Source organism: Streptomyces sp. NPDC043854 (assembly GCF_056436005.1).
Genome location: NZ_JBWKDK010000007.1, coordinates 192,524 through 216,144, shown reverse-complemented (window position 1 = coordinate 216,144; position 23,621 = coordinate 192,524). Strand labels below are relative to the sequence as shown.

At 74.3% G+C, this 23,621-nt stretch carries 26 protein-coding genes and 1 pseudogene; 2 read left to right on the top strand and 25 right to left on the bottom strand.

Going from position 1 to position 23,621, the window contains the following annotated elements; all coding sequences use genetic code 11:
* Positions 1-88: 88 nt before the first annotated feature.
* The 3 genes from AC068A_RS09980 to AC068A_RS09970 form a co-directional block, all read right to left on the bottom strand.
* Positions 89-751: a DUF4360 domain-containing protein gene (locus AC068A_RS09980; protein WP_478583290.1), complete on the bottom strand. Its 663-nt coding sequence runs from the start codon at positions 749-751 to the stop codon at positions 89-91.
* Between the two features lie 60 nt (positions 752-811).
* On the bottom strand, positions 812-1,459 hold the full coding sequence (locus AC068A_RS09975) for a DUF4360 domain-containing protein (protein ID WP_478583248.1): 648 nt from the start codon (positions 1,457-1,459) through the stop codon (positions 812-814).
* A 196-nt stretch (positions 1,460-1,655) separates the two neighbouring features.
* Entirely contained in the window at positions 1,656-2,381 is a 726-nt protein-coding gene (locus AC068A_RS09970; RefSeq protein WP_478583245.1) for a DUF72 domain-containing protein, read from the bottom strand.
* Between the two features lie 96 nt (positions 2,382-2,477).
* Between AC068A_RS09970 and AC068A_RS09965 the strand changes: the two genes are divergently transcribed.
* On the top strand, positions 2,478-2,849 hold the full coding sequence (locus AC068A_RS09965) for a hypothetical protein (RefSeq protein ID WP_478583243.1): 372 nt from the start codon (positions 2,478-2,480) through the stop codon (positions 2,847-2,849).
* A 14-nt stretch (positions 2,850-2,863) separates the two neighbouring features.
* On the opposite strand, the gene AC068A_RS09960 is transcribed toward AC068A_RS09965, so the two are convergent.
* The 7 genes from AC068A_RS09960 to AC068A_RS09930 are packed head-to-tail and all read right to left on the bottom strand — an operon-like array spanning position 2,864 to position 7,245.
* Complete coding sequence (locus AC068A_RS09960) at positions 2,864-4,702, bottom strand: complex I subunit 5 family protein (RefSeq protein WP_478583240.1); 1,839 nt, start codon at positions 4,700-4,702, stop codon at positions 2,864-2,866.
* A 6-nt stretch (positions 4,703-4,708) separates the two neighbouring features.
* The gene (locus AC068A_RS09955; protein ID WP_478583237.1) at positions 4,709-5,065 is read right to left on the bottom strand and encodes a sodium:proton antiporter; all 357 of its coding nucleotides are present in this window, start codon (positions 5,063-5,065) and stop codon (positions 4,709-4,711) included.
* A complete protein-coding gene (locus tag AC068A_RS09950) occupies positions 5,065-5,808 on the bottom strand; it encodes an MnhB domain-containing protein (RefSeq protein ID WP_478583234.1) in 744 nt (247 codons plus the stop codon). Before AC068A_RS09950 ends, AC068A_RS09955 begins: the two co-directional genes overlap by 1 nt.
* Complete coding sequence (locus AC068A_RS09945) at positions 5,805-6,194, bottom strand: Na(+)/H(+) antiporter subunit B (RefSeq protein ID WP_478583231.1); 390 nt, start codon at positions 6,192-6,194, stop codon at positions 5,805-5,807. Before AC068A_RS09945 ends, AC068A_RS09950 begins: the two co-directional genes overlap by 4 nt.
* On the bottom strand, positions 6,187-6,489 hold the full coding sequence (locus AC068A_RS09940; RefSeq protein WP_478583228.1) for a monovalent cation/H(+) antiporter subunit G: 303 nt from the start codon (positions 6,487-6,489) through the stop codon (positions 6,187-6,189). Before AC068A_RS09940 ends, AC068A_RS09945 begins: the two co-directional genes overlap by 8 nt.
* Before the next feature lies 1 nt (position 6,490).
* Complete coding sequence (locus tag AC068A_RS09935; RefSeq protein ID WP_478583225.1) at positions 6,491-6,790, bottom strand: MrpF/PhaF family protein; 300 nt, start codon at positions 6,788-6,790, stop codon at positions 6,491-6,493.
* Positions 6,787-7,245 carry a hypothetical protein gene (locus AC068A_RS09930; RefSeq protein WP_478583222.1) on the bottom strand — a complete coding sequence of 153 codons (459 nt, stop codon included), beginning with the start codon at positions 7,243-7,245 and terminating at the stop codon, positions 6,787-6,789. Before AC068A_RS09930 ends, AC068A_RS09935 begins: the two co-directional genes overlap by 4 nt.
* A 188-nt stretch (positions 7,246-7,433) precedes the next feature.
* On the opposite strand from AC068A_RS09930, the gene AC068A_RS09925 reads away from it, so the two are divergent.
* Positions 7,434-8,273 carry a class II glutamine amidotransferase gene (locus tag AC068A_RS09925; RefSeq protein ID WP_478583288.1) on the top strand — a complete coding sequence of 280 codons (840 nt, stop codon included), beginning with the start codon at positions 7,434-7,436 and terminating at the stop codon, positions 8,271-8,273.
* 66 nt (positions 8,274-8,339) lie between these two features.
* Here AC068A_RS09925 and hypE read toward each other — a convergent pair whose 3' ends face one another.
* From hypE to AC068A_RS09850, 15 genes and pseudogenes are all read right to left on the bottom strand, one after another.
* Positions 8,340-9,401 carry a hydrogenase expression/formation protein HypE gene (hypE, locus tag AC068A_RS09920; RefSeq protein WP_478583219.1) on the bottom strand — a complete coding sequence of 354 codons (1,062 nt, stop codon included), beginning with the start codon at positions 9,399-9,401 and terminating at the stop codon, positions 8,340-8,342.
* Positions 9,394-10,530, bottom strand: coding sequence for a hydrogenase formation protein HypD (gene hypD / locus AC068A_RS09915; protein ID WP_478583216.1), 1,137 nt, complete (start codon positions 10,528-10,530; stop codon positions 9,394-9,396). The genes hypE and hypD overlap by 8 nt, the downstream gene beginning before the upstream one ends.
* Positions 10,527-10,868 carry a HypC/HybG/HupF family hydrogenase formation chaperone gene (locus AC068A_RS09910; RefSeq protein ID WP_478583213.1) on the bottom strand — a complete coding sequence of 114 codons (342 nt, stop codon included), beginning with the start codon at positions 10,866-10,868 and terminating at the stop codon, positions 10,527-10,529. The genes hypD and AC068A_RS09910 overlap by 4 nt, the downstream gene beginning before the upstream one ends.
* Positions 10,837-13,242, bottom strand: coding sequence for a carbamoyltransferase HypF (gene hypF, locus AC068A_RS09905; RefSeq protein WP_478583210.1), 2,406 nt, complete (start codon positions 13,240-13,242; stop codon positions 10,837-10,839). The genes AC068A_RS09910 and hypF overlap by 32 nt, the downstream gene beginning before the upstream one ends.
* Positions 13,242-14,084 (bottom strand): hydrogenase nickel incorporation protein HypB, encoded by an 843-nt coding sequence (gene hypB / locus AC068A_RS09900; RefSeq protein WP_478583207.1) that lies wholly within the window; start codon positions 14,082-14,084, stop codon positions 13,242-13,244. The genes hypF and hypB overlap by 1 nt, the downstream gene beginning before the upstream one ends.
* 108 nt (positions 14,085-14,192) lie before the next feature.
* Positions 14,193-14,564, bottom strand: a pseudogene (hypA, locus tag AC068A_RS09895) (hydrogenase maturation nickel metallochaperone HypA); the annotation flags it as partial.
* A gap of 158 nt (positions 14,565-14,722) precedes the next feature.
* The gene (locus tag AC068A_RS09890) at positions 14,723-14,836 is read right to left on the bottom strand and encodes a DUF6893 family small protein (RefSeq protein WP_478583204.1); all 114 of its coding nucleotides are present in this window, start codon (positions 14,834-14,836) and stop codon (positions 14,723-14,725) included.
* 10 nt (positions 14,837-14,846) lie between these two features.
* Positions 14,847-15,377, bottom strand: coding sequence for a hydrogenase maturation protease (locus tag AC068A_RS09885; protein WP_478583201.1), 531 nt, complete (start codon positions 15,375-15,377; stop codon positions 14,847-14,849).
* The gene (locus tag AC068A_RS09880) at positions 15,374-16,807 is read right to left on the bottom strand and encodes a hypothetical protein (RefSeq protein WP_478583198.1); all 1,434 of its coding nucleotides are present in this window, start codon (positions 16,805-16,807) and stop codon (positions 15,374-15,376) included. Before AC068A_RS09880 ends, AC068A_RS09885 begins: the two co-directional genes overlap by 4 nt.
* Positions 16,804-17,505 (bottom strand): DUF6084 family protein, encoded by a 702-nt coding sequence (locus AC068A_RS09875; protein ID WP_478583196.1) that lies wholly within the window; start codon positions 17,503-17,505, stop codon positions 16,804-16,806. The genes AC068A_RS09880 and AC068A_RS09875 overlap by 4 nt, the downstream gene beginning before the upstream one ends.
* Positions 17,502-18,131, bottom strand: coding sequence for a DUF5947 family protein (locus AC068A_RS09870; RefSeq protein ID WP_478583286.1), 630 nt, complete (start codon positions 18,129-18,131; stop codon positions 17,502-17,504). Before AC068A_RS09870 ends, AC068A_RS09875 begins: the two co-directional genes overlap by 4 nt.
* Positions 18,132-18,262: 131 nt before the next feature.
* Entirely contained in the window at positions 18,263-18,790 is a 528-nt protein-coding gene (locus AC068A_RS09865) for a hypothetical protein (protein WP_478583194.1), read from the bottom strand.
* Complete coding sequence (locus tag AC068A_RS09860; RefSeq protein WP_478583191.1) at positions 18,787-20,571, bottom strand: nickel-dependent hydrogenase large subunit; 1,785 nt, start codon at positions 20,569-20,571, stop codon at positions 18,787-18,789. Before AC068A_RS09860 ends, AC068A_RS09865 begins: the two co-directional genes overlap by 4 nt.
* 67 nt (positions 20,572-20,638) lie before the next feature.
* Positions 20,639-21,694: an NADH-quinone oxidoreductase subunit B family protein gene (locus AC068A_RS09855; RefSeq protein ID WP_478583189.1), complete on the bottom strand. Its 1,056-nt coding sequence runs from the start codon at positions 21,692-21,694 to the stop codon at positions 20,639-20,641.
* 92 nt (positions 21,695-21,786) lie between these two features.
* Entirely contained in the window at positions 21,787-23,562 is a 1,776-nt protein-coding gene (locus AC068A_RS09850; protein WP_478583186.1) for a hydrogenase maturation protein, read from the bottom strand.
* Positions 23,563-23,621: the final 59 nt, after the last annotated feature.

Sequence of the window (23,621 nt, the reverse complement as noted above, 5' to 3'; positions counted from 1 at the left end):
TTCCCCCCACTTACCTCCCCCCCCTCCGCCCTTCGCGGAGCCCCCCACCCTCCCCCCCGCCCCACCCGCGCCGGGGTACGGCTGCCGGCTACCGGCGCGGGGCGGGGCAGGTACGCCAGGCCAGGTGGTAGAGCGTGCTCACGCTGGCGTCGGTGGAGTCCATCGTCATGAAGCTGGTGGCGGCCTGCGGGTTCGACGTCCCCGCATTCACCCGCAGTTCGGTGTTGATGTTGAAGTTGCGTTTTTCGCCGCAGGGCGCCCAGACGAGATCCGCGTACTCGGTCCGGTCGGTCGCCTGCCAGTTGTCGTTCAGCGGGCCGTTGAACTGATGGGTGCGCGAGGTGGTCTGGGGCATTCCCTGGAAGTAGTAGTTCGCCCGTTCCTGCCCCCACGCTCCGGGCTGGAGGAATGCAAATCCGCGGTAGTCCGCCTGGACGATCGCATAGGTGAATCCCGAAGGAACGTGGACCCGGAGATTGAGCTGGCAGTTCTTGCGGAATGCGGTCGGCGGCGCACCGGGCCCGACTTGGGCGAGGTACTCACTGTAGGTGACCGTGAAGGCGGTGTTGTCGGGGGCCACGGCCACTTCGGCGGTGCCCTCGCGGCAGCCCGATCCGTTCACCGTGGCGAGCTCGATCACGATCTTGTCGGGGGGTGCGGTGATCTGGGGGGTGTGGTCTGCGGCTCCGGCCGGCGTCGCCGTGGCGATCAGCGCGGCTGCGGCGGCACCGGTGAGAAGGGTGCGGGACAGGGAATGGGACATCGTTGTCGCTCCTGACCGTGTGTTCGGTGTTCCTGTGCGCACGCCCTGTCAGACCGCGGGGCATTCCTTCCAGGCGAAGTGGTAGATCGTGCTGACGCTGCCGTCCGTGGAGTCCATGCTCATGAAGCTCAGGGCCTGCGGGTTCGAGGCGCCCGGGTAGACGCGCAGCTCGGTGTTGACGTTGAGGTTGCGCTCCTCGCCGCACGGGGCCCAGACCAGGTCGGCGTACTCGGTCCGGTCGCTCGCCTGCCAGCTGTCGCTGTACGGGCCGTTGAACTGGTGCACGGTGCGGGCCGTCTGCGCCATGCCCTGGAAGTAGTAGTTGGCGCGCTCCTGGCTGTAGGCCCCGCGCTGGAGGTGGGCGAAACCGCGGTAGTCGGCGCGGGCGATGGCGTACGTGAAGCCCTGCGGCACGTGGATCCGGAGGGCGAGCTGGCAGTTCTTGCGGAACTCGGTGCCGCCGGCGCCGCCGCCCGTCTGGGCGAGGTAGTCGCTGTACGTGACGGTGAAGGAGGTGTTGTCCGAGGCCGCGGCCACGCTCGCGGTGCCCTGCGGGCAGCCCGATCCGTTGACGCCGACGACGTCGACCGTGATTCTCCCCGGCGGTGTGGTCTCGCTTTCCGCATGGGCGGGCACGGTCAGTGCGGATAACGCCGCCACCGCCGCGGCGACGACGGTGAGCTTGCGGAGCGCCATTCGATTCCCCATTCGTCCGGAGCCGGATTTCGACTTTGGGCATGCACATGCCACCACGCGGTTCGCGGACTGGGAAGGTTGTGATACGGCCAACCGGCCCGGGAAACGGGCCCGGGCCGGTCCCTGGCCGAATTCCGCCCGCCCCGGGGACGGGCGGGCGGCCGCAGCGGACCCGGGTGTGACGAGTCCGGTGAGGTCAGGACGGGAAGAGGCGCCGGAAGGCCTCGGCGTCGTGGACCGCGGCCCCGCCCGGGTCGTTGTTGAAGTAGGCGAACACGTCCGCCTCCCGCGGCCAGGCGTCGGCGATCCGGCCGGCCCACGAGCGCAGGGCGGTCCGGCCGTAGCGCGGCCAGGGCTGCGCCCCGCCCTCGTGGAAGCGCAGGTAGCCCCAGTCGGCCGTGCGCCACAGCGGGGTCACCGGACGCGAGCCCTGGTCGGCCCAGCACAGCGCCGCGCCGCGGGCGGCGAGCACGTCCCGGACGTCCGGATTCCACCAGGAGGAATGGCGGGGTTCCACGGCCACCCGGGTTCCGGGCGGGAAGCAGGCGAGGCAGGCGTCCAGGGCCTGCGGGTCGGCGCGCAGGGTGGGCGGCAGTTGGAGCAGGACCGGGCCCAGCCGGTCGCCGAGGGCTTCGGCGTGCGTCATCAGCCGCCGGACCGGTTCCGCCGGCTCGCGCAGGCGTTTGACGTGGGTCAGGAAGCGGCTGGCCTTCACGGCGAAGACGAAACCGTCCGGGGTCCGCCGTCGCCAGTCCGCGAAGGTGTGCGGGGAGGGCAGCCGGTAGAAGGCGTTGTTGCTCTCCACCGTGCCGAAGTGGGCGGCGTACTCCTCCAGCCAGAGCCGCTGCGGCCGGTCGGCGGGATAGAGGACCCCCGACCAGTCCCGGTACTGCCATCCGGAGGTTCCGACAAGCACGGGCATGGTGCGATGATGACCGGCTGCGACCCGCGGCGCATCCGCCCGCATCCGCCCCGCGTCCGGGGGTGTACCGCGGCCGGGACGGGGCAGGCGCCCGCCATGACCTTGCGGCATCCGGCGAAGCGCGCCCGCGAGGGCCGGACGGCACACTTCGAGAAGCTGGCCGAGCTCGCCTCCAACTTCACGAGCTCCGCCCTCTTCTCGGTGCTGTGCATGGCCCTGGTCGGGGCCTTCGTGGCCGTCCACGCGGCGGGCCTGCCCCTCGAGTGGCAGCACCTCGTGGGCGACTCCATGGGCGCGGTGTCCCTGCTGCTGCTGGCCTTGCTGAAGAACTCCGAACGGCGCGCCGAGCACGCCATCCAGCGCAAGCTCGACGCGATCGCCTCGGCCCTGTTGGAGGAGCAGCAGGGCCGGAAGGGCGACGCGGAGGAGGACCTGGAGTCCGCGATCCGGATGGAGGAGCGGTACTAAGCGGCCTCGGGGCGTCACGTCTGGAGGGCGACGGCCACGAGCAGCGCGGCCACCCCGACGGCCAGCCAGGCCAGGTAGTCGCCGACCAGCCCCGAGTGCAGCCGGCGCAGCCTCCGGACCGCGGCGGCGGCCGACGGCCGGTGCAGGAGGGCGGCGGCGCGCGGCCACCACAGGGCGGCCGCGGCCAGCAGGCAGGCGGCCGCCGCGGAGAGCACGCCGAGGCCCGCGCCCGGCACCGTCCACTCCGTGTGCACCTCCTCCGCCGCCACGGCGGCACCCGTACCCGCCGCAGGGGCCCCGCTGCCCGCGCCGCCGGCCGCGGCCGCGTACCCGGCCGGGTCCGTGAACAGCACCGCCCCGTGCCCGAGGCTCCGTGCGAGCTCCGGGACGGTCCCGGCGAGGAGCCCCAGGCCCAGCAGCACCGCCGGCACCGCGACCATGGGCCGCGGCGGAGCCCGCCGGGCCGTGCGCACCTCGGGCTCCTCCCCCTCCCCCGTGGTCTCGGTGTCGTCGGCGGGTACGCGGGGCTGCGGGCCGGCACCGAGGAAGATCCGGGCGGCGGCACGCAGCAGCGTGCCGCCGGTGACGGCGGAGACCAGGAGGAACAGCGGGGTCAGCGCGGGCCCGGCCGCCTCCTCGGCGAGCGCCTTGCCCAGGCCGGCGCCGAACGGGGGCAGTCCGGCGAGGACGAGGGCCCCGACGGCGTAGAGGACGCCGACGGTCCGCAGCGCCCGCCCCTTGCCGTGCAGGCCGTGCTCGTCCACCGAGCCGTACTGGTCGAGCAGCACCCCGCTCAGGCCGAACAGGGCCGCCTTGGCGCAGCCGTGCCCGGCCACGTACACGGCGGTGGCGCCGGTGCCGGCCGGGGTGAGGAGGGCGATGCCGACGAGGAACAGGCCGATGTGGCCGACGGTGGAGAAGGCCAGCATCCGCTTCAGGTGCCGCTGCGGCCAGCACATCAGCGCACCGAGCAGGGCGGTGACCGCGCCGACGGCGACGAAGGTGGTGCGGAACGCCTCGTGCGGGATCCCGCCGGGCCCGGAGAAGACGGTCCAGTACACGCGGGCGGCCCCGTAGACGCCGAGCTCGACCATCACCCCGGACATGAGCATGCACACCGGGGTCGGGGCCACGGCGTGCGCGTCGGGCAGCCAGAAGTGGAAGGGGGCTGCCGCGGCCTTCACCAGGAAGGCGGTGAGGACGAGGACGAACGCGGTCACGGTCAGGGCGTCGGCGGGGCGGCCGGCGAGCGCCTCGCCGAGCCGGGCGAGGTTCAGCTCCCCGGTGCGGGCGTACAGCAGGGCGATCCCGAGGAGGGAGCAGTAGGCGGCGAAGGAGGTGACGATGCCGAAGGCGAGGGCGCCCTGGAGGGGCCGGGGGTCCTCGATGCGGTAGCCGGTGAGCGCGTACGCGGCGACACTCATGAGCTCGAAGAAGACGAACGCGTTGAACAGGTCGGCGGTGAGGGCGAAGCCGGTCATGCCCGCTTCGAAGAGCAGGATCAGCGCGGGGAAGACCCCGGTCCGCTCGCCGGACGGCTCGTCGAAGAAGCGCCACGAGTAGACGGTCACGGCGAGGACCAGCACCGAGGCCAGCAGGGCCAGGCCGGCGCCGAGCGGGTCCGCCAGCAGGACGATCCCGACCTGCGGGGGATGCCCGCCCAGCAGGGCGGTCGCCCGGTCCTCCGTGTGCGGCCACAGCAGGGCGAGACAGCCGGCGTCGGCCGCGGCCGCGGCGATCGCGAGGACGTCACAGCCGGTCCGGGGCAGCCACCGGCCGGCCACGGCCAGGACGGCGGCCCCGATCAGCGGGATCGCCACCGACAGCGGCAGCAGCACCTGGGTGGCGGCCACCGGGCCTCAGCCCTTCAGCCCGGTGAGCGCCTGCGGGTCGACCGTGCCGTGGCGCTTGCGCAGCTGGATGGTGAGGGCGAGGAGCAGGGCGGTCACCGTGGCGCCGACGACGATGTCGGTGAGGGTCATGGCCTGGACGACGGGGTCGACGACGGGCCGGCTGCCGGGCGGGAAGTCGGCGTAGACGGGGGCGGTGGCCCCGCGGCGGTATCCGATGCCCAGCAGCATCAGGTAGGTGGAGGACTGGGCGACGGCCAGGCAGCCCACGGCGTGGATGAGGTTGCGGCTGGTGACCAGGCCGTACAGGGCTGCGAGCAGGACCCACCCGGCGGCGAGGAACGGCAGGACGGCCGTCGGACCCATCAGTCCCGGCCCTCCCCCGGCTCGGTGATCTCGACGGCCTGGTCGAGGAAGTGGGCGAGCAGCACGACCAGGCCCGAGCCGACCTCGATGCCGACGGCGGCGTTGAACAGGGGGATGAGCCCGCCGGAGGTGATCTCGTTGAAGGTGCCGAAGGGCAGCACGTTCTCCAGGAAGTCCCCGCCGGCCGCGAGCCCGGCCAGGCCCAGCAGCGTGAAGGACACGGCGCCCAGGACGTCCGCGACGTCGAGCACGGCGAGCGGCCGGACCCGTTCCAGGACCCGGTAGTCGGCGGCGAGGTACGCCAGGTGCAGGGCGGTCGCGAGGACCACGCCGCCCTGGAAGCCGCCGCCGGGGCTGAGCTGCCCGTGCGCCACGACGTAGACGCCGGTGGTGAGGGCGACGGGCAGCAGGACGGCGCCGAACAGCCGGGTGCCGGGCAGGGCCGCCTCGGTGCGGGGCGGGGCCTTGCGCTCGTCGCGGGCCCGCCGCAGCAGCAGGGTGGCCCCGAGGACGGTCGCGAGGAGGATCGACTCCTCGCCGAGGGTGTCGAGGGCGCGGAGGTCGAAGTTGACCGAGGAGACCACGTTCGCGGTGCGGTGGGCCAGGGCCGCGGCCACGGCCCGGTCGCCGTACGGGTGGCGGTCGGTGCCGAAGGCGGGCAGGCGCAGGCAGGCGGCCGTGAGGAAGGCGGCGATCACGGCGACGGCGCAGCCGAGGAGCGCGAGGCGGGCACCGGCCTTCACCGCCGCTCCCGGATCCCGCGGCCGCTCGTGCCGCGCTCCGGGCCGCCGCGCTCCCGGCCACCGCGGTCCTGGCTGCCGCGGTCCCGGCCACCGCGGTCCTGGCTGCCCTGGTCGCCTCGCCCGCCGTGGCCGCGGCTTCCTCCGGCGGCGGGCCCGCGCCGGACCTTGCGGGCCGTGAGCAGGATCAGCAGCGGGGTCAGCGCGGTGCCCACGACCAGCTGGGCCAGGGCCACGTCGGGTGCCTGGAGGACGAGGAACAGGACGGTCAGCGCCAGTCCGAACACGGCGAGTGCCACCGCCTGCCGCTCGGGCTCCCGGCACAGGACGGCGAGTGTCGCGGCCGCGGCGACGAGGAGCAGGGCGGTGGTGTTCAGCGCGTCATCCACGGCGGCTCCCGGCGTTCCGCCCGTCCACGGTGGCCTTGCCGACGGCGATGGCGGTCACCGTCCCGCCGACCGCGAAAAGCAGCCCGATCAGCAGCGTCTTTGCGGCGGCCCGGCCGGGTCCCTGCTCCAGGGCCACGGCGGCGGCGATCAGCGGTACGCCAAGGCCGCCCGCCGGGGCGAGCGCGTGCAGCCGGTCCAGGCTCCCCCGCAGCAGCACCAGCGCCGCCGCACCCACCAGCACGCATCCGACGCCGGCCCACAGCAGGACGGCGGCCGCCCCGTGCACCAGGGCCATGTCAGCCGCCCCCCGGGGGCCGGGGGGCGCCCGCGAAGCGGGTGAAGACCAGCACGCCGGCGGGCGAGAGCACGGCGAACACCAGCGCCAGGTCCTGGTAGGCGGGTCGCTCGTACGCCATCGGCAGCAGCAGGAGCACCGCCCCGGTCACCGTGCTCGCCATGCACACGCCCACCAGTCGGCGTAGGGTGCCGCCCCGGGCCGCGGCCCACAGGCAGGCCGGCCAGGCGGCCACGAGGAGTACGAGCGCGGCCGCCGCCCAGGATCCGGCGGGCACGGGACCCGGGGCGGGGCCGCTCACGGCCGGCCCTCCGTGGCGCGGACGGCGCGTTCCGGTCCGCCGGGCCGGGCCGCGAAGGTGTGCACCACGACCCGGTCGCGCCCTTCGGGGAAGTCGATGACGCAGGTGTCGGCGGACCATCCCAGCACCACCCCGGCCCAGCCCCGGTCCGCGCCCTCGCGCAGCCGGATCCGCCGGATGCGGCCGGCGTGCGCCGCCGGCCGGGCCAGTACGGCCACCAGGCCGGCCAGGCCGCGCACCGCGGCGGCGGGCAAGGCGGCGACCGCCCGCAGCGCCCCGGAGCCCCCGCTCACCCGCACTCCGGCCGCGCGCCGCATCCGCCCCGCCACCAGGGCCGCACCGGCCGCCGCAGCTCCGGCGACCAGCAGCTCGACGGGGCCGGGGGTGCTGATCACCACCACCGTGGCCCCCGTCAGCACCGCCCACCACACGAGGAACTCGACCGCGCCGCGCACTGCCTCCCCTTCCCTGGGCCGCAGACACCGATTCTGGGCGCCGGTGCACCGGCCGCGGCCCCTGCCGCACGCGACGCGGGCCATGCCACCCGCCCGGCCCAACGCCCGGCCCCGGTTGACATGCGGGCAGGGCGGGGAGCGCCGCACCGCGTTAGGCTCGGACGGGGTGCAGGAGAGGGATGGTGCTCATGTGTCGCTGGCTCGCCTACTCCGGGTCGCCGATGCTCCTCGACGCGGTCCTCTACCAGCCGGAGCACTCGCTGATCAACCAGAGTCTCCACTCGAAAATGGGGGTCGAGACCACCAACGGCGACGGCTTCGGCATCGGCTGGTACAGCACTGACGGGAACGGCACGCCGGCGGTCTTCCGCGACATCGGTCCGGCCTGGAGCAACCGCAACCTGCGCGAGCTGGCCTCCCACATCCGCTCGACGCTGTTCTTCGCCCACGTCCGCGCCTCCACCGGTTCGGCCATCCAGCAGACCAACTGCCATCCGTTCCGGCACGGCCGCTGGCTGTGGATGCACAACGGGGCCGTCACCGACTTCGCCCGCCTCCAGCGCGACCTGTGCATGGCCGTGGACCCGGCCTTGTTCCCGTGCATCGAGGGCTCGACGGACTCCGAGGTGATGTTCTACCTGGCCGTCACCTTCGGCCTCGACCAGGACGTGCCCGGTGCGGTCGCCCGGATGGCCGGGTTCGTGGAACGGCTGGGCAAGGAGCACGGCGTCGCCGACCCGCTCCAGATGACGGTCGCCGTCAGCGACGGGGAGCGGGTGTGGGCCTTCCGCTACTCCAGCCAGGGCAGGTCCCGTTCGCTGTTCTACAGCAGCCGGGCCGAGACCGTGCGCCAGCTGTACCCGGAACTGCCCTTCCTGCGGGAGGTTTCGGACGCGACCCGGCTGGTGGTCTCCGAGCCGCTGGGCGACCTGCCGGGGGTGTGGAACGAACTCCCCGAGGCGAGCTACGCCGTGGTGCCGCTGGCCGGCCCGGAGGACTACCTGCCGTTCATTCCCGAACTGCCCTGAACCTGCCCGCGCCGCACGCCGGCTGACGGGCCCGGACGGAACGGGGCGGGGCGGGGCGGCCGCGCGTCAGCAGATCCGGGGCAGCTGCTCCCCGATCGGCAGGTCCACCACGCGGGTGCCGCCGAGGCCGGTCCGGGCGACGACCATGCCGGGGTGCGCCTCGACGGCCTCGCCGACCACCGCCGCGTGCCGGCCCAGCGGGTGGGCGCGCATCGCGTCGAGGACCGCGTCGGCGTGCTCGCGCGGCACGAAGGCGACCAGCTTGCCCTCGTTCGCGACGTACAGCGGGTCGAGGCCGAGGATGGCGCAGGCGTTGGCCACGGCGTCCGGGACCGGCACCCGGCCCTCGTTCAGCACGACCCCGGTGCCCGAGGCGGCGGCGATCTCGTTCAGGGCCGCGGCAAGGCCCCCGCGCGTGGGGTCGCGCAGCACGTGCAGGTCGGGGGTGACCGCGAGCATCGCCTGCACGAGCCCGCCCAGCGGCGCGCAGTCGCTGACGGTCTCCACGTCGAAGCCGAGGCTCTCGCGGACGCTCATGATGGCCACCCCGTGGAGGCCGATCTCCCCGCTGACGATGACCACGTCGCCCGGGACGACGCGCTGCGGGCGCAGGTCCACCCCGTCCGGGATCAGCCCGATGCCCGCCGTGTTGACGTAGATGCCGTCGCCGTGGCCGGCCTCCACGACCTTGGTGTCGCCGGTCGCCACCTCCACGCCCGCGGCGCGCGCGGCCGTGCCGAGGGCCTCGGCCACCCGTGCCACGACGGACAGCTCGACGCCCTCCTCCAGGATGAAGGCGCAGGACAGGTAGGCGGCGCGGGCACCGCTCATGGCGAGGTCGTTGACCGTGCCGTTGACGGCGAGGTCGCCGATGCTGCCGCCGGGGAAGAACAGCGGCCGCACCACGTACGAGTCGGTGGAGAAGGCCAGTCGGGCGCCGCCCAGCGTCAGGGCGGCGCTGTCGCCGAGTCCGGCCAGCAGCCTGCCGCCGTAGGCGGGTGCGAAGACGTGCCGGACCAGCTCGGCGGAGAGCGCGCCGCCCCCGCCGTGGCCCATGACCACCCGGGGGTGGTCGCGCAGGGGGGCCGGGCAGGTCCAGCCGGTGACGTCGAGGACGGTGTCAGACAACGGGGGTCGCCTCCAGCGGTGCGGTCCGGCGGGCCGGGGTGATGTCGAGGCGCCGGTAGAGGTAGTAGGCGGCGCAGGCGCCCTCGCTGGAGACCATCGTGGCGCCGAGCGGGGTGCGCGGGGTGCAGGTGGTGCCGAACGCCTCGCACTGGTGCGGCTTGAGCAGCCCCTGGAGGACCTCGCCGCTGCGGCACTCGGCGGGTTCCTCGGTGGTGATGCCCGCGACGGAGAAGCGGTGCTCGGCGTCGTACTCCCGGTAGCGTTCGGACAGCCGCCAGCCGCTGCCCGGGATGACGCCGATGCCGCGCCAGGACCGGTCGGTGACCTCGAAGACGTCCTCGAGCATGGCGAGGGCGGCCGGGTTGCCCTCGGGGCGGACGGCCCGCGTGTACGCGTTGTCGACGGTGTGCTCGCCGCGTTCGAGCTGGCGCACGGCCCGGCGTACGCCTTCGAGGATGTCGAGGGGCTCGAAGCCGGTGACGACGATCGGAACCCGGTGGCGGGCGGCGAGCTCCGGGTACTCCGCCGTGCCCATCACGCTGCACACGTGGCCGGCGGCGAGGAAGGCCTGCACCCGGCATCCGGGCGAGCCCATGACGGCCTCGATGGCCGGGGGCACGCGGACGTGGGAGACCAGCAGGCTGAAGTTGGGGATGCCGAGCTTCTTCGCCTGGTACACCGTCATGGCGTTCGGCGGGGCGGTGGTCTCGAAGCCGATGCCGAAGAACACCACCTGGCGGTCCGGGTTCTGCCGGGCGATCCGCAGCGCGTCGAGCGGGGAGTAGACGACGCGTACGTCGCCGCCCTCGCCGCGCACCTGGAAGAGGTCGCGGCCGGTGCCGGGGACGCGCAGCATGTCGCCGAACGAGCAGAAGACCACCTCGGGGCGGGAGGCGATCTCCAGGGCCTTGTCGATGACCTCCAGCGGGGTCACGCACACGGGGCAGCCCGGCCCGTGGATCAACTCGACCTGCTCGGGCAGGAGCTGGTCGATCCCGTGCCGGATGATGGTGTGCGTCTGGCCGCCGCAGACCTCCATCAGCGCCCAGGGGCGGGTCACGGTGGCGCGGATGTCGTCGAGCAGCCGGCGGGCCAGCGCGGGGTCCTGGAATTCGTCGATGTACTTCACGGCTGCCGCGCCTCCCGCGCTGTGTCGCCGGCCGGTGCCGGGTCGAAGGGCCGGTCCTGTCCGGCGCCCGCTTCCGCCGCCGCCCGTTCCCAGGGGTCACCGAACTCCTCCTGGAGCATGCCGAGTTCGGCGAAGAGGTCGAGGGTCTGCCGGGCCGATTCCTCGTCGAGGCGCTGCAGGGCGAACCCGACGTGGACGATGGCGTACTCGCCGATCTTCAGGTCGGGCAGGTACTCCAGGCACACCTCCTTGACCACTCCGCCGAAGTCGACGGTCGCCATCCGGGTGCCGTCCTTCTCCCCGATGTCAAGCACTCTGCCGGGTACCGCCAGGCACATGTCCCTCTCCTTGGTGTGGGTGGTGCGGGGCGCAGGCCGCCACCATGAGCTGGCCGAGGGCCAGTCCGCCGTCGTTCGGCGGGATGCGGTGGTGGCGCAGGACGGTGAAGCCGCGCTCGTGCAGCAGGTGGGTGCAGGCCGACGAGAGCACGGTGTTGGCGAAGACGCCGCCGGTGAGGGCGACGGTGTCGAGGCCGTGGCGCTTGCGCGCGAGGGCGGCGAGGCCGGCGACGAGGGCAGCGACCGCGGTGTGGAAGCGTGCCGCGATCACGGGGACCGGGGTGCCGGCGCGCAGGTCGGCGACGACGGCGGCCAGGACGGGGGCCGGGTCGGCGACGACGGGGTCGGTCCCCGGGGCGGGACCGGGGTCCGGCGGCTGCGCGTGGCGCAGGGCGAAGGCGTAGCCGGGGCCGGGGTCGGCGGGGACCGCGGCCAGGGCGGCGGACTCCAGCTCGATCGCGGCCTGGGCCTCGTACCCCGCGTGGTGGCAGACGCCGGCCAGGGAGGAGACGGCGTCGAAGAGCCGGCCCATGCTCGATGTGGGGGTGCAGTGCAGGCCGCGTTCCAGCTGGCGTTCCAGGACGCGGAGTTCCTCGGGCGGGCAGGCGGCGGTGCAGGGCAGGTCCGGCGACCGGGGCAGCCCCGCGGCCCGCAGGTGGGACAGGGCCATCCGGTAGGGCCGCAGGACGGCCGCGTCGCCGCCCGGCAGCGGGACCGGGGCGAGGTGGGCGAAGCGGTGGTGGCCGGCGTAGTCGGCGAGCAGGATCTCGCCGCCCCACACGGTGCCGTCGTCCCCGTATCCGGTGCCGTCGAAGGCGACGCCGATGACGCGGCCGGTGCCGTCGAGGCCGTGTTCGGCCATGGCGGAGGCGATGTGCGCGTGGTGGTGCTGGACCGCGGTCAGAGGGCGGGAGCCGGCGGCTCGCCGGGCCCAGGCGCCGGAGCGGTAGCCCGGGTGGCGGTCGGCGGCGAGCCGGGCGGGCCGCACCCCGGTGATGGACTCCAGTTGCCGCTCGGCGCGTTCGAAGGCCTGCCGGGTGGCCAGGTCGTCCATGTCGCCGATGTGCGCGGACAGCCAGGCCTTGCGTCCCGCGCCGAGGCAGAAGGCGTTCTTCAGGTCTCCCCCGGCGGCGAGCACGGCCGGTACGGGCAGCGGCAGCTCCAGCGGCAGGGGCGCGTACCCGCGGGCCCGCCGCAGGGTGAGGAGCTCGCCGTCGCAGACGCGCACCACGGAGTCGTCGCAGGGGACGTGGATGGGGCGGTCGTGGGTGAGCCAGGCGTCGGCGATGCCGTCGAGGCGCTCCAGGGCCTCGGCGTCGTCGGTGACGATGGGCTCGCCGGACAGGTTGCCGCTGGTCATGACGAGCAGGCGGGGGCCGGGCGGGTCGCCGGGCAGCCCGAGCAGCAGGTGGTGGACGGGCGTGTACGGGAGCATCACGCCGAGGTCGGGGCAGCGCGGGGCGACGGCGTCGGCGACCGCGCCGCCGCCCCGGCCCGCTCCGGGGCGGCGGCGCAGCAGGACGACGGGGCGTACGGGTCCGGTCAGCAGGCCGCGTTCGGCCGGGCCGAGGCGTACGAGGTGCTCGATGTCGGAGGGGTCGCGGGCCATCAGGGCGAACGGCTTGTCCCCGCGGGCCTTGCGGCGGCGCAGCTCGGCCACGGCGGCGGGGTTCGCGGCGTCGCAGGCGAGGTGGTAGCCGCCGAGCCCCTTGACCGCGAGGATCGCCCCGGCGGCCAGGAGGCGGCGGGCTTCGGCGATCGGGTCAGTCCCGGCCGTCTCGCACGGGGGCGTCCCGGCCAGGAGGCGCAGCCGGGGTCCGCAGGCGGGGCAGGCCACGGGCTGGGCGTGGAAGCGCCGGTCGGCGGGATCGGCGTACTCGCGGGCGCAGTCGGGGCACAGGGGGAAGCGGGCCATGGTGGTGTGGTCCCGGTCGTACGGCAGCCCGGTGACGATGGTGAAGCGGGGCCCGCAGTGGGTGCAGGTGATGAACGGGTGCCGGTGGCGCCGGTCGTCGGGGTCCGCGAGCTCCGCGAGGCAGTCGGCGCAGGTGGCGGTGTCCGGGGAGACGAGGGTGCGTACGGGGCCGTCGGCTCGGGAGGCGCTGATGGTGAATCCGGAGCCGCCGGCGACCGGGACCTCGTGGTGGTCGACGGTGTCGACGACGGCGAGGGGCGGGGCGTCGGCGGCGAGGCGCTCGCAGAAGGCCGAGACGGCGGCGGGGGCGCCCTCGACCTCGGCGACGACACCCTCGGGTGTGTTGGTGACGTGCCCGGTGAGGCCGAGTCCGGTCGCCCGGGTGTACACGTACGGCCGGAATCCGACGCCCTGCACCACCCCGCGCACGACGATCCGGCGGCGCTGCACGGCCTCCATCAGCGGGTCGGAGCCGGGGCCGCGACGGACGGCCGGCGGTCCTGCGGCCCGCGGTGCGCGTGGTCCGCGTGGTCCGCGTGGTCCGCGTGGTCCGCGTGGTGCGCATGGTCCGCGGAGCCGTCGTGGTGTTGGTGGTGGTGCTGGTGTGCGGGCTGCTGCCCGGCCATGACCGGGACGTGCACGGGCGCGCCGTCGCCGGCGGCGAGCGCCCGGTCCAGCAGCGCGCCGGCGCCCTCCCCGGTGCGGGCCGAGGTCAGCAGGACCTCGACCCCGGGGTTGACCTGCTGGACGTTGGCGCGGAAGGCGGCCTCGTCGAACTCCACGGCGCGCGCGATGTCCGTCTTGGTGATGACGACGAGCTGGGCCAGCCCGAAGGCCGTCGGGTACTTCAGCGGCTTGTCCTCCCCCTCGGTGACCGAGGCCAGCACGATGCGCAGGGACTCCCCGAGGTCGTAGGAGGCGGGGCAGACGAGGTTGCCGACGTTCTCCACGAACAGCAGCCGGGTGTCCTCGGGCAGCCAGCCGTCCAGGTGCCGGGCGAGCATCCCGGCCTCCAGGTGGCACAGCCCGTCGGTGAGGACCTGCTTGACGGGTACGCGTGAGCGCCCCAGCCGGGTGGCGTCGTTCTCGGTGGCCAGGTCGGCGGTGAGGGCGGCGACCGGTACGCCGCGCTCGCGGGCGAGGCCGAGTTCGCGTTCCAGGAGGGCCGTCTTCCCGCTGCCGGGGCTGGACAGCAGGTTGACGACGGTGGTGCCGCGGACGGCGAGTCCGGTGCGCAGGGCCTGCGCGGCGGAGTCGTTCCTGGCGAGGACCGCCTGCTTCAGGTCGACCACACGGCACATGGTTCAGCGCTCCTCGGCGATCGGTACACGGGGCGGGGTGGGGGCGGCGCCACCGGCGGTGCCACCGGCGGCGGTGGGACGGGCGGCGACAGTGGCGGGGCCGCACGGGCGCTCGGGGTCCGCGGCGGTGCCGTCCTCCCAGCGCACGCTCAGGATCTGCAGCTCGCGCCCGGCCAGGAGTTCGGTGTCCGTCGCCCGGTCGCAGCGGGGGCAGACCAGCCGGGGCGGCATGCCGGTCGCCCAGTCGGCGGTGCAGGAGCGGCAGCGGGCGCGGGCGGGCACCGGCTCGGTCTCGAGCGCGGAGCCCTCGAGGAGGGTTCCGGCGCAGGCGAGTTCGAAGCAGAAGGCGAGGGCGTCGGGCACCACTCCGGCCAGCTCCCCGACCTGGAGCCGGACCGAGGTGACGGCGCTCGCGCCGGCGGCCTCGGCCGCTTCCTCCACCTGGCCCACCACGGCCATGGCGATCGACATCTCGTGCATGGGGCTCCGTCCTGCCGGGCCTCATTAGACCGGCGGGCGGGGTGCGGGGCGGCCGGGCGCGCCGACGCGCCGGGCGGGCCGTACGCCATTCGGACGCGAACGGGCCGCGGGACCGGGCCTTGATGCGGTCCCGCGGCCGTTCCGCGGTCGTCCCGCGGTCACATGCGGCGGATGCGCAGGTAGCGCTGGAGGTCGGGCAGGACCGCCTTCAGCACCAGCAGGGCGAGGACGGCGGCGGCCCAGCCGCCGACGATGGCTTTGTTCGAGCTCATGGGCTTCTCCTCAGTTGGCGGCGACACCCGGTTCGTTCTGCGGCGTCTCCTCGTCCTGGCGGTGTACGAGGTCCAGCACCATCCGCACGGCCGCGTCGACGGCGGCGGCCACCGGGGGGCTCAGGCCGATCCCCTCGTCCAGGCAGCCGGGTTCGCAGCCGACGACCCAGATGCGCCGGGGCGGGGCGGCCCCGGTGCCGGCGCACAGGGTGCCGAGCAGGGCGAGCACGGCGTCGGGGGACATCTGGTGGCCGTCGAGCACGGGGGCCCGCGGGGTGACCGGCTCGGCTCCGGTGGCCTCGATCAGGTACAGCGTGCCGGGGGCTCCGCCGCGGGCGGTGGCGTCGACCAGGACGAGCGTGTCGTAGCCGTCGAGCAGCTGGTAGGCGAGGTGGACTCCGCGGACGCCGATGTCGGCGGTCTCCACCCCGTCGGGCAGGCGGGCTCCGGGCGCGGACAGCCGCCGTACGGCCTCGACGCCGAAGCCGTCGTCGCCGAGGAAGACGTTGCCGATGCCGGCGACCAGGGTCCGGCGGCTCACGCGTCCTCCAGGGGGATGACCTCGTCGGGCTGGAAGTACAGGAAGCGGCCCTGTTCGCGGCGGATGTCGGCACCCGGGTCGCCGTCGACGGTGACCGCGAGGTGGACCCCGCCGTCGACGTCGCGGAGCACGGCCTCGACGAGGGCGGTGCGGCCCTGGAGGAACAGGTCCTGGGCGTCGGTGCGCCGCAGCCCCGGCCGGAGCAGCACGCGGCTGCCCGCGCCGACGGCCGTCCCGTCGACGGTGATGCGGTCGCGGGCCGGGTCGGCGGGGTCCGCGTGGGCCGGGTCCCACCAGGGGGTGTCGGGCCGGAACACGGCGTCCCCGTCGGGAGGTTCGGGGACGGGGCCGGCCTGCGGGCCCGCGGCGCCCGGTTCGGTGATCTCGCGCAGGGCCCGGACGGCGCCGTGCAGCCGGTCCAGCACCTCGGGGGGCATGGTGTCGGCCAGGTCGATCACGGCGGCCGCGCGGGTGTCCGTGCCGCGCGCCTCGCGTTTCTCCTGCTCGGTCAGGGCGGCCGTGCGCAGGGCGAGGATCTCGTCGATCTCGGTGGCGTCGTACATGGCCCCGGCGCTCTCGGGGGCGATGCGCGGGTGGTCCTCCAGGATGATCGGGGAGGACAGGACCACGTCGGCGCGGCCGTCCTCGCCGGCGAGCACCGGCCAGGTGTGCCGGTTGTCGCAGTCGGCGACGGCGGCCCGGGCCCATTCGGGCGGGTCGGTCATCGACAGGAAGGATCCGGCGCTGATGCCCAGCAGGAGGTGCGCGGCGACGAGCGAGCGCGCCAAGGCGGCGTCGCGGTGGGCTCCCCGGTCGGGCGGGGTCCAGTCGGCGGTGTTCTCGACGACCGCGGTGAGTTTCAGCGCCCGGTACGGGACGTCCGATGGCCGGGCGTGCAGGCGCAGGACGCCGTCGATGCGCTCGGTGCGCCGGACCAGGCGGCCCACCTGCCGTCGGTCGGCGCCGAGGACGGGTTCGGTCTCCTCGCGGGCGGGCCGGGTGAACGGCAGCGACACCTCGCCGGCCTCCAGGTCGGCGACGCGGACGCTCATCTCGACCCGCTCCTCGCGGCCCTCGTCCCAGGGGACCAGGACCCGGTCGGGCAGGTGCAGTTCGGGCACGGCGGCGAAGGTCCCGTCGGCGCGGGCCGCTTCGACCGTACGGCGCTGGGCGTGCAGGAAGCGCAGTTCGACGGCGACGGAGGCGTCGCCGCGGGGTTCCGTCACCAGTTCGGTGCGCTGGCCGGAGTGTTCGCCGTGCCGGGGGCCCCAGGCGGGCGGGACCAGGACGCCGAACTGCCAGCGCATCCGGTTCTTCGCGGCGGAGGCCCGGTACGGGTAGAGCACGTAGCCCTCGAACAGGACGGCGTCGGCGACCTGGCGGGCGAGGGCGAAGCGGGACGCGGGCACGGCGGCCGTGGTCGTGGTCATGGCGCGGTCCTTCCGGTGGCGCGCGGCAGGACGGCGCCGGCCGGGGCGGGTTCGCGGGGCGGCGGCTCGGCGGCGCGGGCCGCGTCGAGCAGGGCCCGTACGGTCTCCTCCCAGGAGGCGAGGGCGTGGCGGGAGCGGTAGGCGAGCAGGTCCGCCATGGTGTCGCGGGGCAGCCGCAGCCAGCCGCAGCCGGGGAAGTGCTGCTCCATCATCTCCCGCCACACGGCGACGGGCAGCCGGCAGGAGGCCTCGCGGTTCCAGGGAATGGGCTCGACGTGGAAGCCGCCGGCTCCGGTGAAGGCCGTACCGGAGAACAGCATCAGCAGGGGTGCCTCGCCGTCCTCGAGGGCGGCGAGGTAACGGCCGGCGGAGATGTCCTGGTCGTAGCTGCACGGCACGGCGACGTCGGTCTCGATCTCCCCCGTGAAGCCGGGGACCATGACCGCGACCTGGGCGAGCTGGACGGGGCGCAGGGTGCTGCCCCAGCGGGAGCGGTCGCCGAACAGGGCGTGGAGGGCGGCGGCCTCGGCGGGTCCGTAGTCGCGCCGGGCCGGTTCGATCCGCAGCTGGCAGCGCAGGGCGAGGGCGTGGACGCGGGTGCCGTCGGAGGCGGTGATGCGCAGCCGGAAGACGAGGGTGGGGCCGGCCGCGTACGGGTCGGCGCGCACGCCGGTGCAGGTGAAGGCGAGGTCGGTCACGGCAGCCGCTCCTGCCCGGCGGGCCGGGGTGCGGGCAGCGCCGTGGCGCGCCGCTCGACCTCGGCGAAGAAGGCGGTGAGGGCGGCGCGGGCCTCCGCGCCGCCGTCGAAGCCCTGCCACAGCAGCCGCATCCGGCCCACCAGTTCGTAGCAGATGTCGATGGGGACGAGGTGGCAGTCGGTGCGGTCCGGGGTGCGGTGCAGCAGCAGCGCCTCCACGTCGGACTCCAGCATCCCGGCGAGCCGGCCGGCGCCGAGGACGGACTGCCAGGTCTGCGGGTCGAGTTCGCTCTCGGTGGCCCCGGCGGGGCTCGGGTAGAGCGCGACGAGCCGGTCGAGTGCGGCGTTGCGGAAGAAGAACGCGATGCCGACCGGGATGCGCAGCCGCTCCCAGGCGCTGTCGTCGAGCCGGTGCGCGGGGTCGGTGAGGTAGCGGTCGGGGACGGTGCGGTACCGCCCGGCGCCGGCTCCGGGGCGGTCGAAGAGCAGGGCGCAGGGCGTGCAGGCGCAGACCAGGGCCCGCTTCTCGGTCTCCACCAGGTGCCGGTGGCCCTGCTCGGCCACCGGCACCCCGCACAGTTCGCAGGCCTCGGGGCGCGGCGGGCGGGGCCCGGTGAAGCGCCGCAGGCCGGGCACGGCGGTGCGGGTGGACCCGAGCGCGGACCCGAGCGCGGACCCGGGCGCGGACCCGAGCGCGGACCCGAGCGCGGACCCGGGCGCGGACCCGGGCGCGGTCGCGGCCTGGGGGCGGGCCGGGCTCACGGCACGCGCACCGGGGTCGGCGGCCGGGTGCCGATCTGCAGCAGGGCCGGCGCCGGGGCCGCGGGGACCAGTTCGACGGCGGTCACCTCGGGGGCGAGGCAGGCCACGGCGTCCTCGACGCTCCGCCGGGCCGCCTCCGTGGTGCCCGCGCAGCCGCAGCCGGTGGCCGGGGCGGCGGCGGACCGCAGCCTGAGGGTGCCGGTGGCCTCGTCGAAGCCGATCAGCTCGACGGGTTCGGGTACGGACTGCAGGGCGCGGGCGATCCGGGTGTCGACGTCGTCGGGGTGCAGGTCGTGCAGGGCGAGCAGGCCGGCCACCAGCTCGTCGCCGAGCATGCGGGCGACCGGTCCAGCGCCGAGGCGCTCCACGATCCGGGCGAGCCCGGCGCCGTAGAAGTCCATGAGCGCGCGGACGAGTTCCTCGGCCGCCGCGCAGGCCTGCCGGTCGCCGGAGGCGGCCAGCCGGTCGAGGACCTCCTCGACCCGGCGGCCGGCCTCCCGGGCGCCGATGACGGCCGCGCTCATCCGCCCAGCCCGCTCAGGCCGGTGGGCACGTGCATCGACTTCACGGTCTTCCCGCCGCCCACGTACATGTGGACGCCGCAGGGCAGGCAGGGGTCGAAGCTGCGCACGGTGCGCATGATGTCGATGCCCTTGAAGTTCTCCGGGGTGTTCTCCTCGAAGATCGGGGTGTTCTGGACGGCGTCCTCGTACGGGCCGGGGGTGCCGTGGGGGTCGCGGACGCTGGCGTTCCACGGGGTCGGCGGGTACGGGTGGTAGTTGGCGATCTTCCCGTCGCGGATGACCATGTGGTGCGAGAGGACGCCGCGCACCGCCTCGGTGAAGCCGCAGCCGATGGACTCGTCCGGCACCTCGAACTTCTCCCAGGTCTGGGTGCGTCCGGCGCGGACCTCGGCGAGCCCCTGCTCGGCGCAGTGCAGGGCGATGGCGGCCGCGTACGCCTGGAAGTAGGTGCGGGCGCGGTTGCGCTCCAGCGCGTTGCTCCACTGCGGGATCTTCCACTCGAAGGTGGTCTCCGGCTTGGTCATGGTGCGCGGGAGGTTGATGACCACGCTGTGGCCGGTGGCCTTGGCGTAGCCGACGTCGACGAGCCCGGAAAGGGCGGTGGACCACAGGCGGGCGAGGGGGCCGCCGCCGGTGTCGAGGGCGAGGTGCTCCTTGCCGTCATACCAGCGGGGCGACATCACCCAGCTGTACTTGTCGTTGAAGTCGCGCTTCTGCGGGGCGGGGATGGTGTGCTGGTTCCAGGGGTGGCGGGGGTCGACCGGGTTGCCGAGCGGGTCGTGGCGGACGAACTGCTCCTGGCCGGCCCAGTCGTCGTAGTACGAACTGCCCAGCAGGATGCGGATGCCGAGGTTGATCTGCGTGAGGTCGCTGGTGACCAGCTTGCCGTCCACGATCACGCCCGGGGTAACGAACATCTTCCGTCCCCAGTCGGTCATGTTGGCGTAGGTGAAGTCGCAGTACTCGGGATCGTTGAGGGCGCCCCAGCAGCCCAGCAGGACGCGCCGGCGGCCGACTTCCTCGTAGCCGGGCATGGCCTCGTAGAAGAAGTCGAAGAGGTCGTCGTGCAGCGGCACGACGCGCTTCATGAACTCGACGTACCGCATGAGGCGGGTCATGTAGTCGGTGAAGAGCTGGACGGAGGCGATGGTGCCGACACCGCCCGGGTAGAGCGTGGAGGGGTGCACGTGGCGGCCCTCCATCAGGCAGAACATCTCGCGGGTGTAGCGGCTGACCTGGAGGGCCTCGCGGTAGAACGCGCCCTCGATGGGGTTGAGCGAGCGCATGATGTCGGCGATGGTGCGGTAGCCGTGCTCGGCCGCGTGCGGGGCCTCGGTGCGCTCGGCGAGGTCGAGGACGCCCGGGTTGGTCTCGCGGACCATCTTCTCGCAGTAGTCGACCCCGACGAGGTTCTCCTGGAAGATGTTGTGGTCGAACATGTACTCGGCCGATTCGCCGAGGTTGATGATCCACTCGGCGAGGTGGGGCGGCTTGACCCCGTAGGCCATGTTCTGGGTGTAGACGGAGCAGGTGGCGTGGTTGTCGCCGCAGATCCCGCAGATGCGGCTGGTGATGAAGTGCGCGTCGCGGGGGTCCTTGCCGCGCATGAAGACGCTGTAGCCGCGGAAGACGGACGAGGTGCTGTAGCACTCGGCCACCCGCTTCTGCTTGAAGTCGATCTTCGTGTGGATGCCGAGGCTGCCGACGATCCGGGTGATCGGATCCCAGGCCATCTCCACCAGGCCGCTGCCGTCGCCGGCCGCCTTCGTCTTCGGTGTCATCGTGTCTGCCGTGGCCCTTCTGGGAGCGGGAGCGTGAGGGTGTGGGAGGCGGGCGGACCGGGCCGGGTCACCAGGGCGGGCGGTACCCGGTGGTGATCTTGCGGCCCGTGTGGCGCCACTTCGGCTCCTCGTCCACCGTGTGCAGCGTGACCGCACGCAGCTTGCGGATCAGGGCGCCGTACGCGCCGCTGGCCCTGACGGAGACCATGGCGCCCGGCGGCTGGTCCATGAAGGGCATGAACTTGTCCGGGAAGCCGGGCATGGTGCAGGCGATGCAGATGCCGCCGACGTTCGGGCAGCCGCCGATGCCGTTCATCCAGCCGCGCTTGGGGACGTTGCACTTGACGACCGGGCCCCAGCAGCCGACCTTGACGAGGCATTGGGGCGAGTCGTACGCATCGGCGAACTGGCCCTGCTCGTAGTAGCCGGCCCGGTCGCAGCCCTCGTGGACGGTGTGCTCGAACAGCCAGGTCGGGCGCAGCTTGTCGTCCAGCGGGATCATCGGGGCGGAGCCGGCCGCCTGGTAGAGCAGGTAGGTGAGGGTCTCCGAGAAGTTGTCGGGCTGGATCGGGCAGCCGGGCACGCACACGATCGGGATGCCGGCCTTCGAGGTCCAGTCCCAGCCCAGGTAGTCGGGGACGCCCATGGCGCCGGTGGGGTTGCCCTCCATCGCGTGGATGCCGCCGTACGTGGCGCAGGTGCCGATCGCCACCACGGCGAGGGCCTTCGGCGCCAGCCGGTCGATCCACTCGCTGGTGGTGATGGGCTGGCCGGTCTCCGGGTCGTCGCCGAACCCGCACCAGTAGCCCTCGGGCTTGATCTTCTCGTTGGGGACGGAGCCTTCGACGACGAGGACGAAGGGGTCGATCTCGCCGCGCTCCCCCTTGAAGAACCATTCGATGAAGGTGTCGGCGCCGCCGACCGGTCCGCACTCGAAGTCGATGAGCGGCCAGTGGACGGCGATCCTGGGCAGGCCGGGGAGGGCGCCCGTGACGATTTCCTCGATGCTGGGCTGCATCGCGGCCGTCAGGGACACCGAGTCGCCGTCGCAGCTCAGTCCGGCGTTGATCCAGAGGATGTGGATCGTGGGGTCCTCTACCGTGCTCTGCGTTCCAGCAGCCATGCGGATCGCTCCTTGGGCGGGGTGCGGGAGGGGGTCCTGCGGGGACGGGAACGGCTGCGGGGGAAGGTCTGCAGCCGCCCCCACCCTTCTTGCTAGCAGCCGGCCGGACCGGCTGCCCTGTCGTACTGGGCCGGTGCAGTGACTGCGGGCCGCTGCCCGGGGGCAGCGGCGGTACGCCGTCCCCGGGCGGGCCGCGCCAGGTGCGGCGGGGTCCCGTCCGGGCTCTCCTTGCGGACGAAGGCCCTGCGCAGGGCGTGGTAGGGGGCCTGCGGGTCGAAGAAGGCCTCCCGCATCCGGGCCAGCTCGGCCTCGCGGTAGACGGCGAGCGGCCGCAGCGTCTCGTCGACCTCGCGGCGGGCCTTCTTGCCGGCGATACGGGACCGGGTGCCGGGCCAGTCGGCCAGCCGGGCCGCGAGGCGCGCGGTCTCGTCCGCGAAGGCCTGCGGGGAGCAGTCGAGGGTCCGGTCCGCCAGTCCGAGGCGGCGGGCGGCCTCGGAGCCGACCGGCAGGGCCTCGCTCATGAGGCGTTGCGCGACGCCGGTGCCGGTCCGGCGGGGCAGGGTGTAGGTCCAGTACTCCGAGCCGGGCAGGCCCATCAGCCGGTAGTGCGGGTTCAGGACGGTCCCGGACCGGAGCCAGACCTCGTCGGCGGCGAGGGCGAGCATGGCCCCGCCGGCGGCGGCGTTGCCGCCGAGGGCGGCCACGACGAGCCGGTCGGTGGTGGTCAGCACGGCCTCGACCAGGTCGTCCATGGCGTTGATGTTGGCCCAGGACTCCTCGGCCGGGTCGGCGGCGGCCTCGATGACGCCCAGGTGGATGCCGTTGGAGAAGAAGTCGCGGCCGCCGCCGAGGACGAGGACGGAGGTGGGGCGGGAGCAGGCCTCGCGGTAGGCGGCGAGGAGGCGGCGGCAGTGCCCGGTGCTCATCGCGCCGCCGGGGAAGGAGAACGACAGGAAGCCGGCCTCGCCGTCCTCCCGGTAGCGGATGTCGGACCAGGTACGGGGGCCGGCCGCGGTGCCGGGGTCCCGCGGTGCGGGGATCTCGGGCAGGTCGGGCAGCCGGCCGGCGAGGGCCAGGGTGGCGGGGAGTTTGACGGGGGCCGGCTCGCCGGGGACGCGCCTGGCCCGCAGTTCGGGGATCCACACGGCCCCGTCGGCCGTGGCCCGGCAGATGGCGCCGGCCCGGGTGGCGAGCAGTTCGCCGGGGCGGCCGCGCAGCCCGTCCTCCGGGTGGCCGCCGTGCAGGTACCACTGGCCGCCCAGCAGGTCGTCGAGGACGCCGGGCTGCGAGTCGGCGGCGCGCAGGGTGCGCACGACGCGGTCGGTGGAGTCGTGTGCCCAGTCGATCCGGCGTTCCTCCTGGCGCAGGTACGGCAGGGCGCGGCCGGATCGCTGGGGTTCGGGGACGTGGGTGCGGGAGGCGAAGCGGTCGACGGCCCGGAGGACGGCGTTGAGGGCCGCGTCGGAGACCTCGCCGCGGTAGGCGTCGCTCTTGCCGACGGGCGGGAGCACGCAGTCCTCGGTGGCCCAGACGGGGCCGGCGTCCATCTCCGCGTCGGCCTGGAGGACGGTGACGCCCCAGGTGTCCGCGCCCTCGCCGATGGCCCGGTCGAGCGAGGAGGGGCCGCGGTCGCCGACGGGGCCGGGGTGGACGACGAGGCAGACGTGCCGGGACCACACCTCGCGGGGGATGGCCGTCTTGAGCATCGGGGCGAGGACCAGGTCGGGCCGGTGCCGGTCGACGGCGTCGGCGAGGCGGGTTCCCGGCACGACGAGCTCGACCGCCACGCTGTGTCCGCGGTCCCGCAGCTCGGCGTGGACCCGCTGGGTGAGACTGTTGAACGCACTGGCGGCGAGCAGGATGTGCACGTGTTCTCCCAAGCGTCCGGCCCGGTGATCGCAGGCAGCCGGAGCGGTTCCGGCCGCCT

Bases quoted from the DNA above. Each gene is read 5' to 3' on its own strand.
- AC068A_RS09865 (WP_478583194.1), bottom strand. From the start codon at position 18,790: ATGAGCGCGGCCGTCATCGGCGCCCGGGAGGCCGGCCGCCGGGTCGAG.
- AC068A_RS09890 (WP_478583204.1), bottom strand. From the start codon at position 14,836: ATGAGCTCGAACAAAGCCATCGTCGGCGGCTGGGCCGCCGCCGTCCTC.
- AC068A_RS09965 (WP_478583243.1), top strand. From the start codon at position 2,478: ATGACCTTGCGGCATCCGGCGAAGCGCGCCCGCGAGGGCCGGACGGCA.
- AC068A_RS09910 (WP_478583213.1), bottom strand. From the start codon at position 10,868: ATGTGCCTGGCGGTACCCGGCAGAGTGCTTGACATCGGGGAGAAGGAC.
- AC068A_RS09855 (WP_478583189.1), bottom strand. From the start codon at position 21,694: ATGGCTGCTGGAACGCAGAGCACGGTAGAGGACCCCACGATCCACATC.
- AC068A_RS09940 (WP_478583228.1), bottom strand. From the start codon at position 6,489: ATGGCCCTGGTGCACGGGGCGGCCGCCGTCCTGCTGTGGGCCGGCGTC.
- hypF (WP_478583210.1), bottom strand. From the start codon at position 13,242: ATGGAGGCCGTGCAGCGCCGCCGGATCGTCGTGCGCGGGGTGGTGCAG.
- AC068A_RS09970 (WP_478583245.1), bottom strand. From the start codon at position 2,381: ATGCCCGTGCTTGTCGGAACCTCCGGATGGCAGTACCGGGACTGGTCG.
- AC068A_RS09860 (WP_478583191.1), bottom strand. From the start codon at position 20,571: ATGACACCGAAGACGAAGGCGGCCGGCGACGGCAGCGGCCTGGTGGAG.
- hypB (WP_478583207.1), bottom strand. From the start codon at position 14,084: ATGTGCCGTGTGGTCGACCTGAAGCAGGCGGTCCTCGCCAGGAACGAC.
- AC068A_RS09955 (WP_478583237.1), bottom strand. From the start codon at position 5,065: ATGGGTCCGACGGCCGTCCTGCCGTTCCTCGCCGCCGGGTGGGTCCTG.
- AC068A_RS09925 (WP_478583288.1), top strand. From the start codon at position 7,434: ATGTGTCGCTGGCTCGCCTACTCCGGGTCGCCGATGCTCCTCGACGCG.
- AC068A_RS09975 (WP_478583248.1), bottom strand. From the start codon at position 1,459: ATGGCGCTCCGCAAGCTCACCGTCGTCGCCGCGGCGGTGGCGGCGTTA.
- AC068A_RS09880 (WP_478583198.1), bottom strand. From the start codon at position 16,807: ATGACCACGACCACGGCCGCCGTGCCCGCGTCCCGCTTCGCCCTCGCC.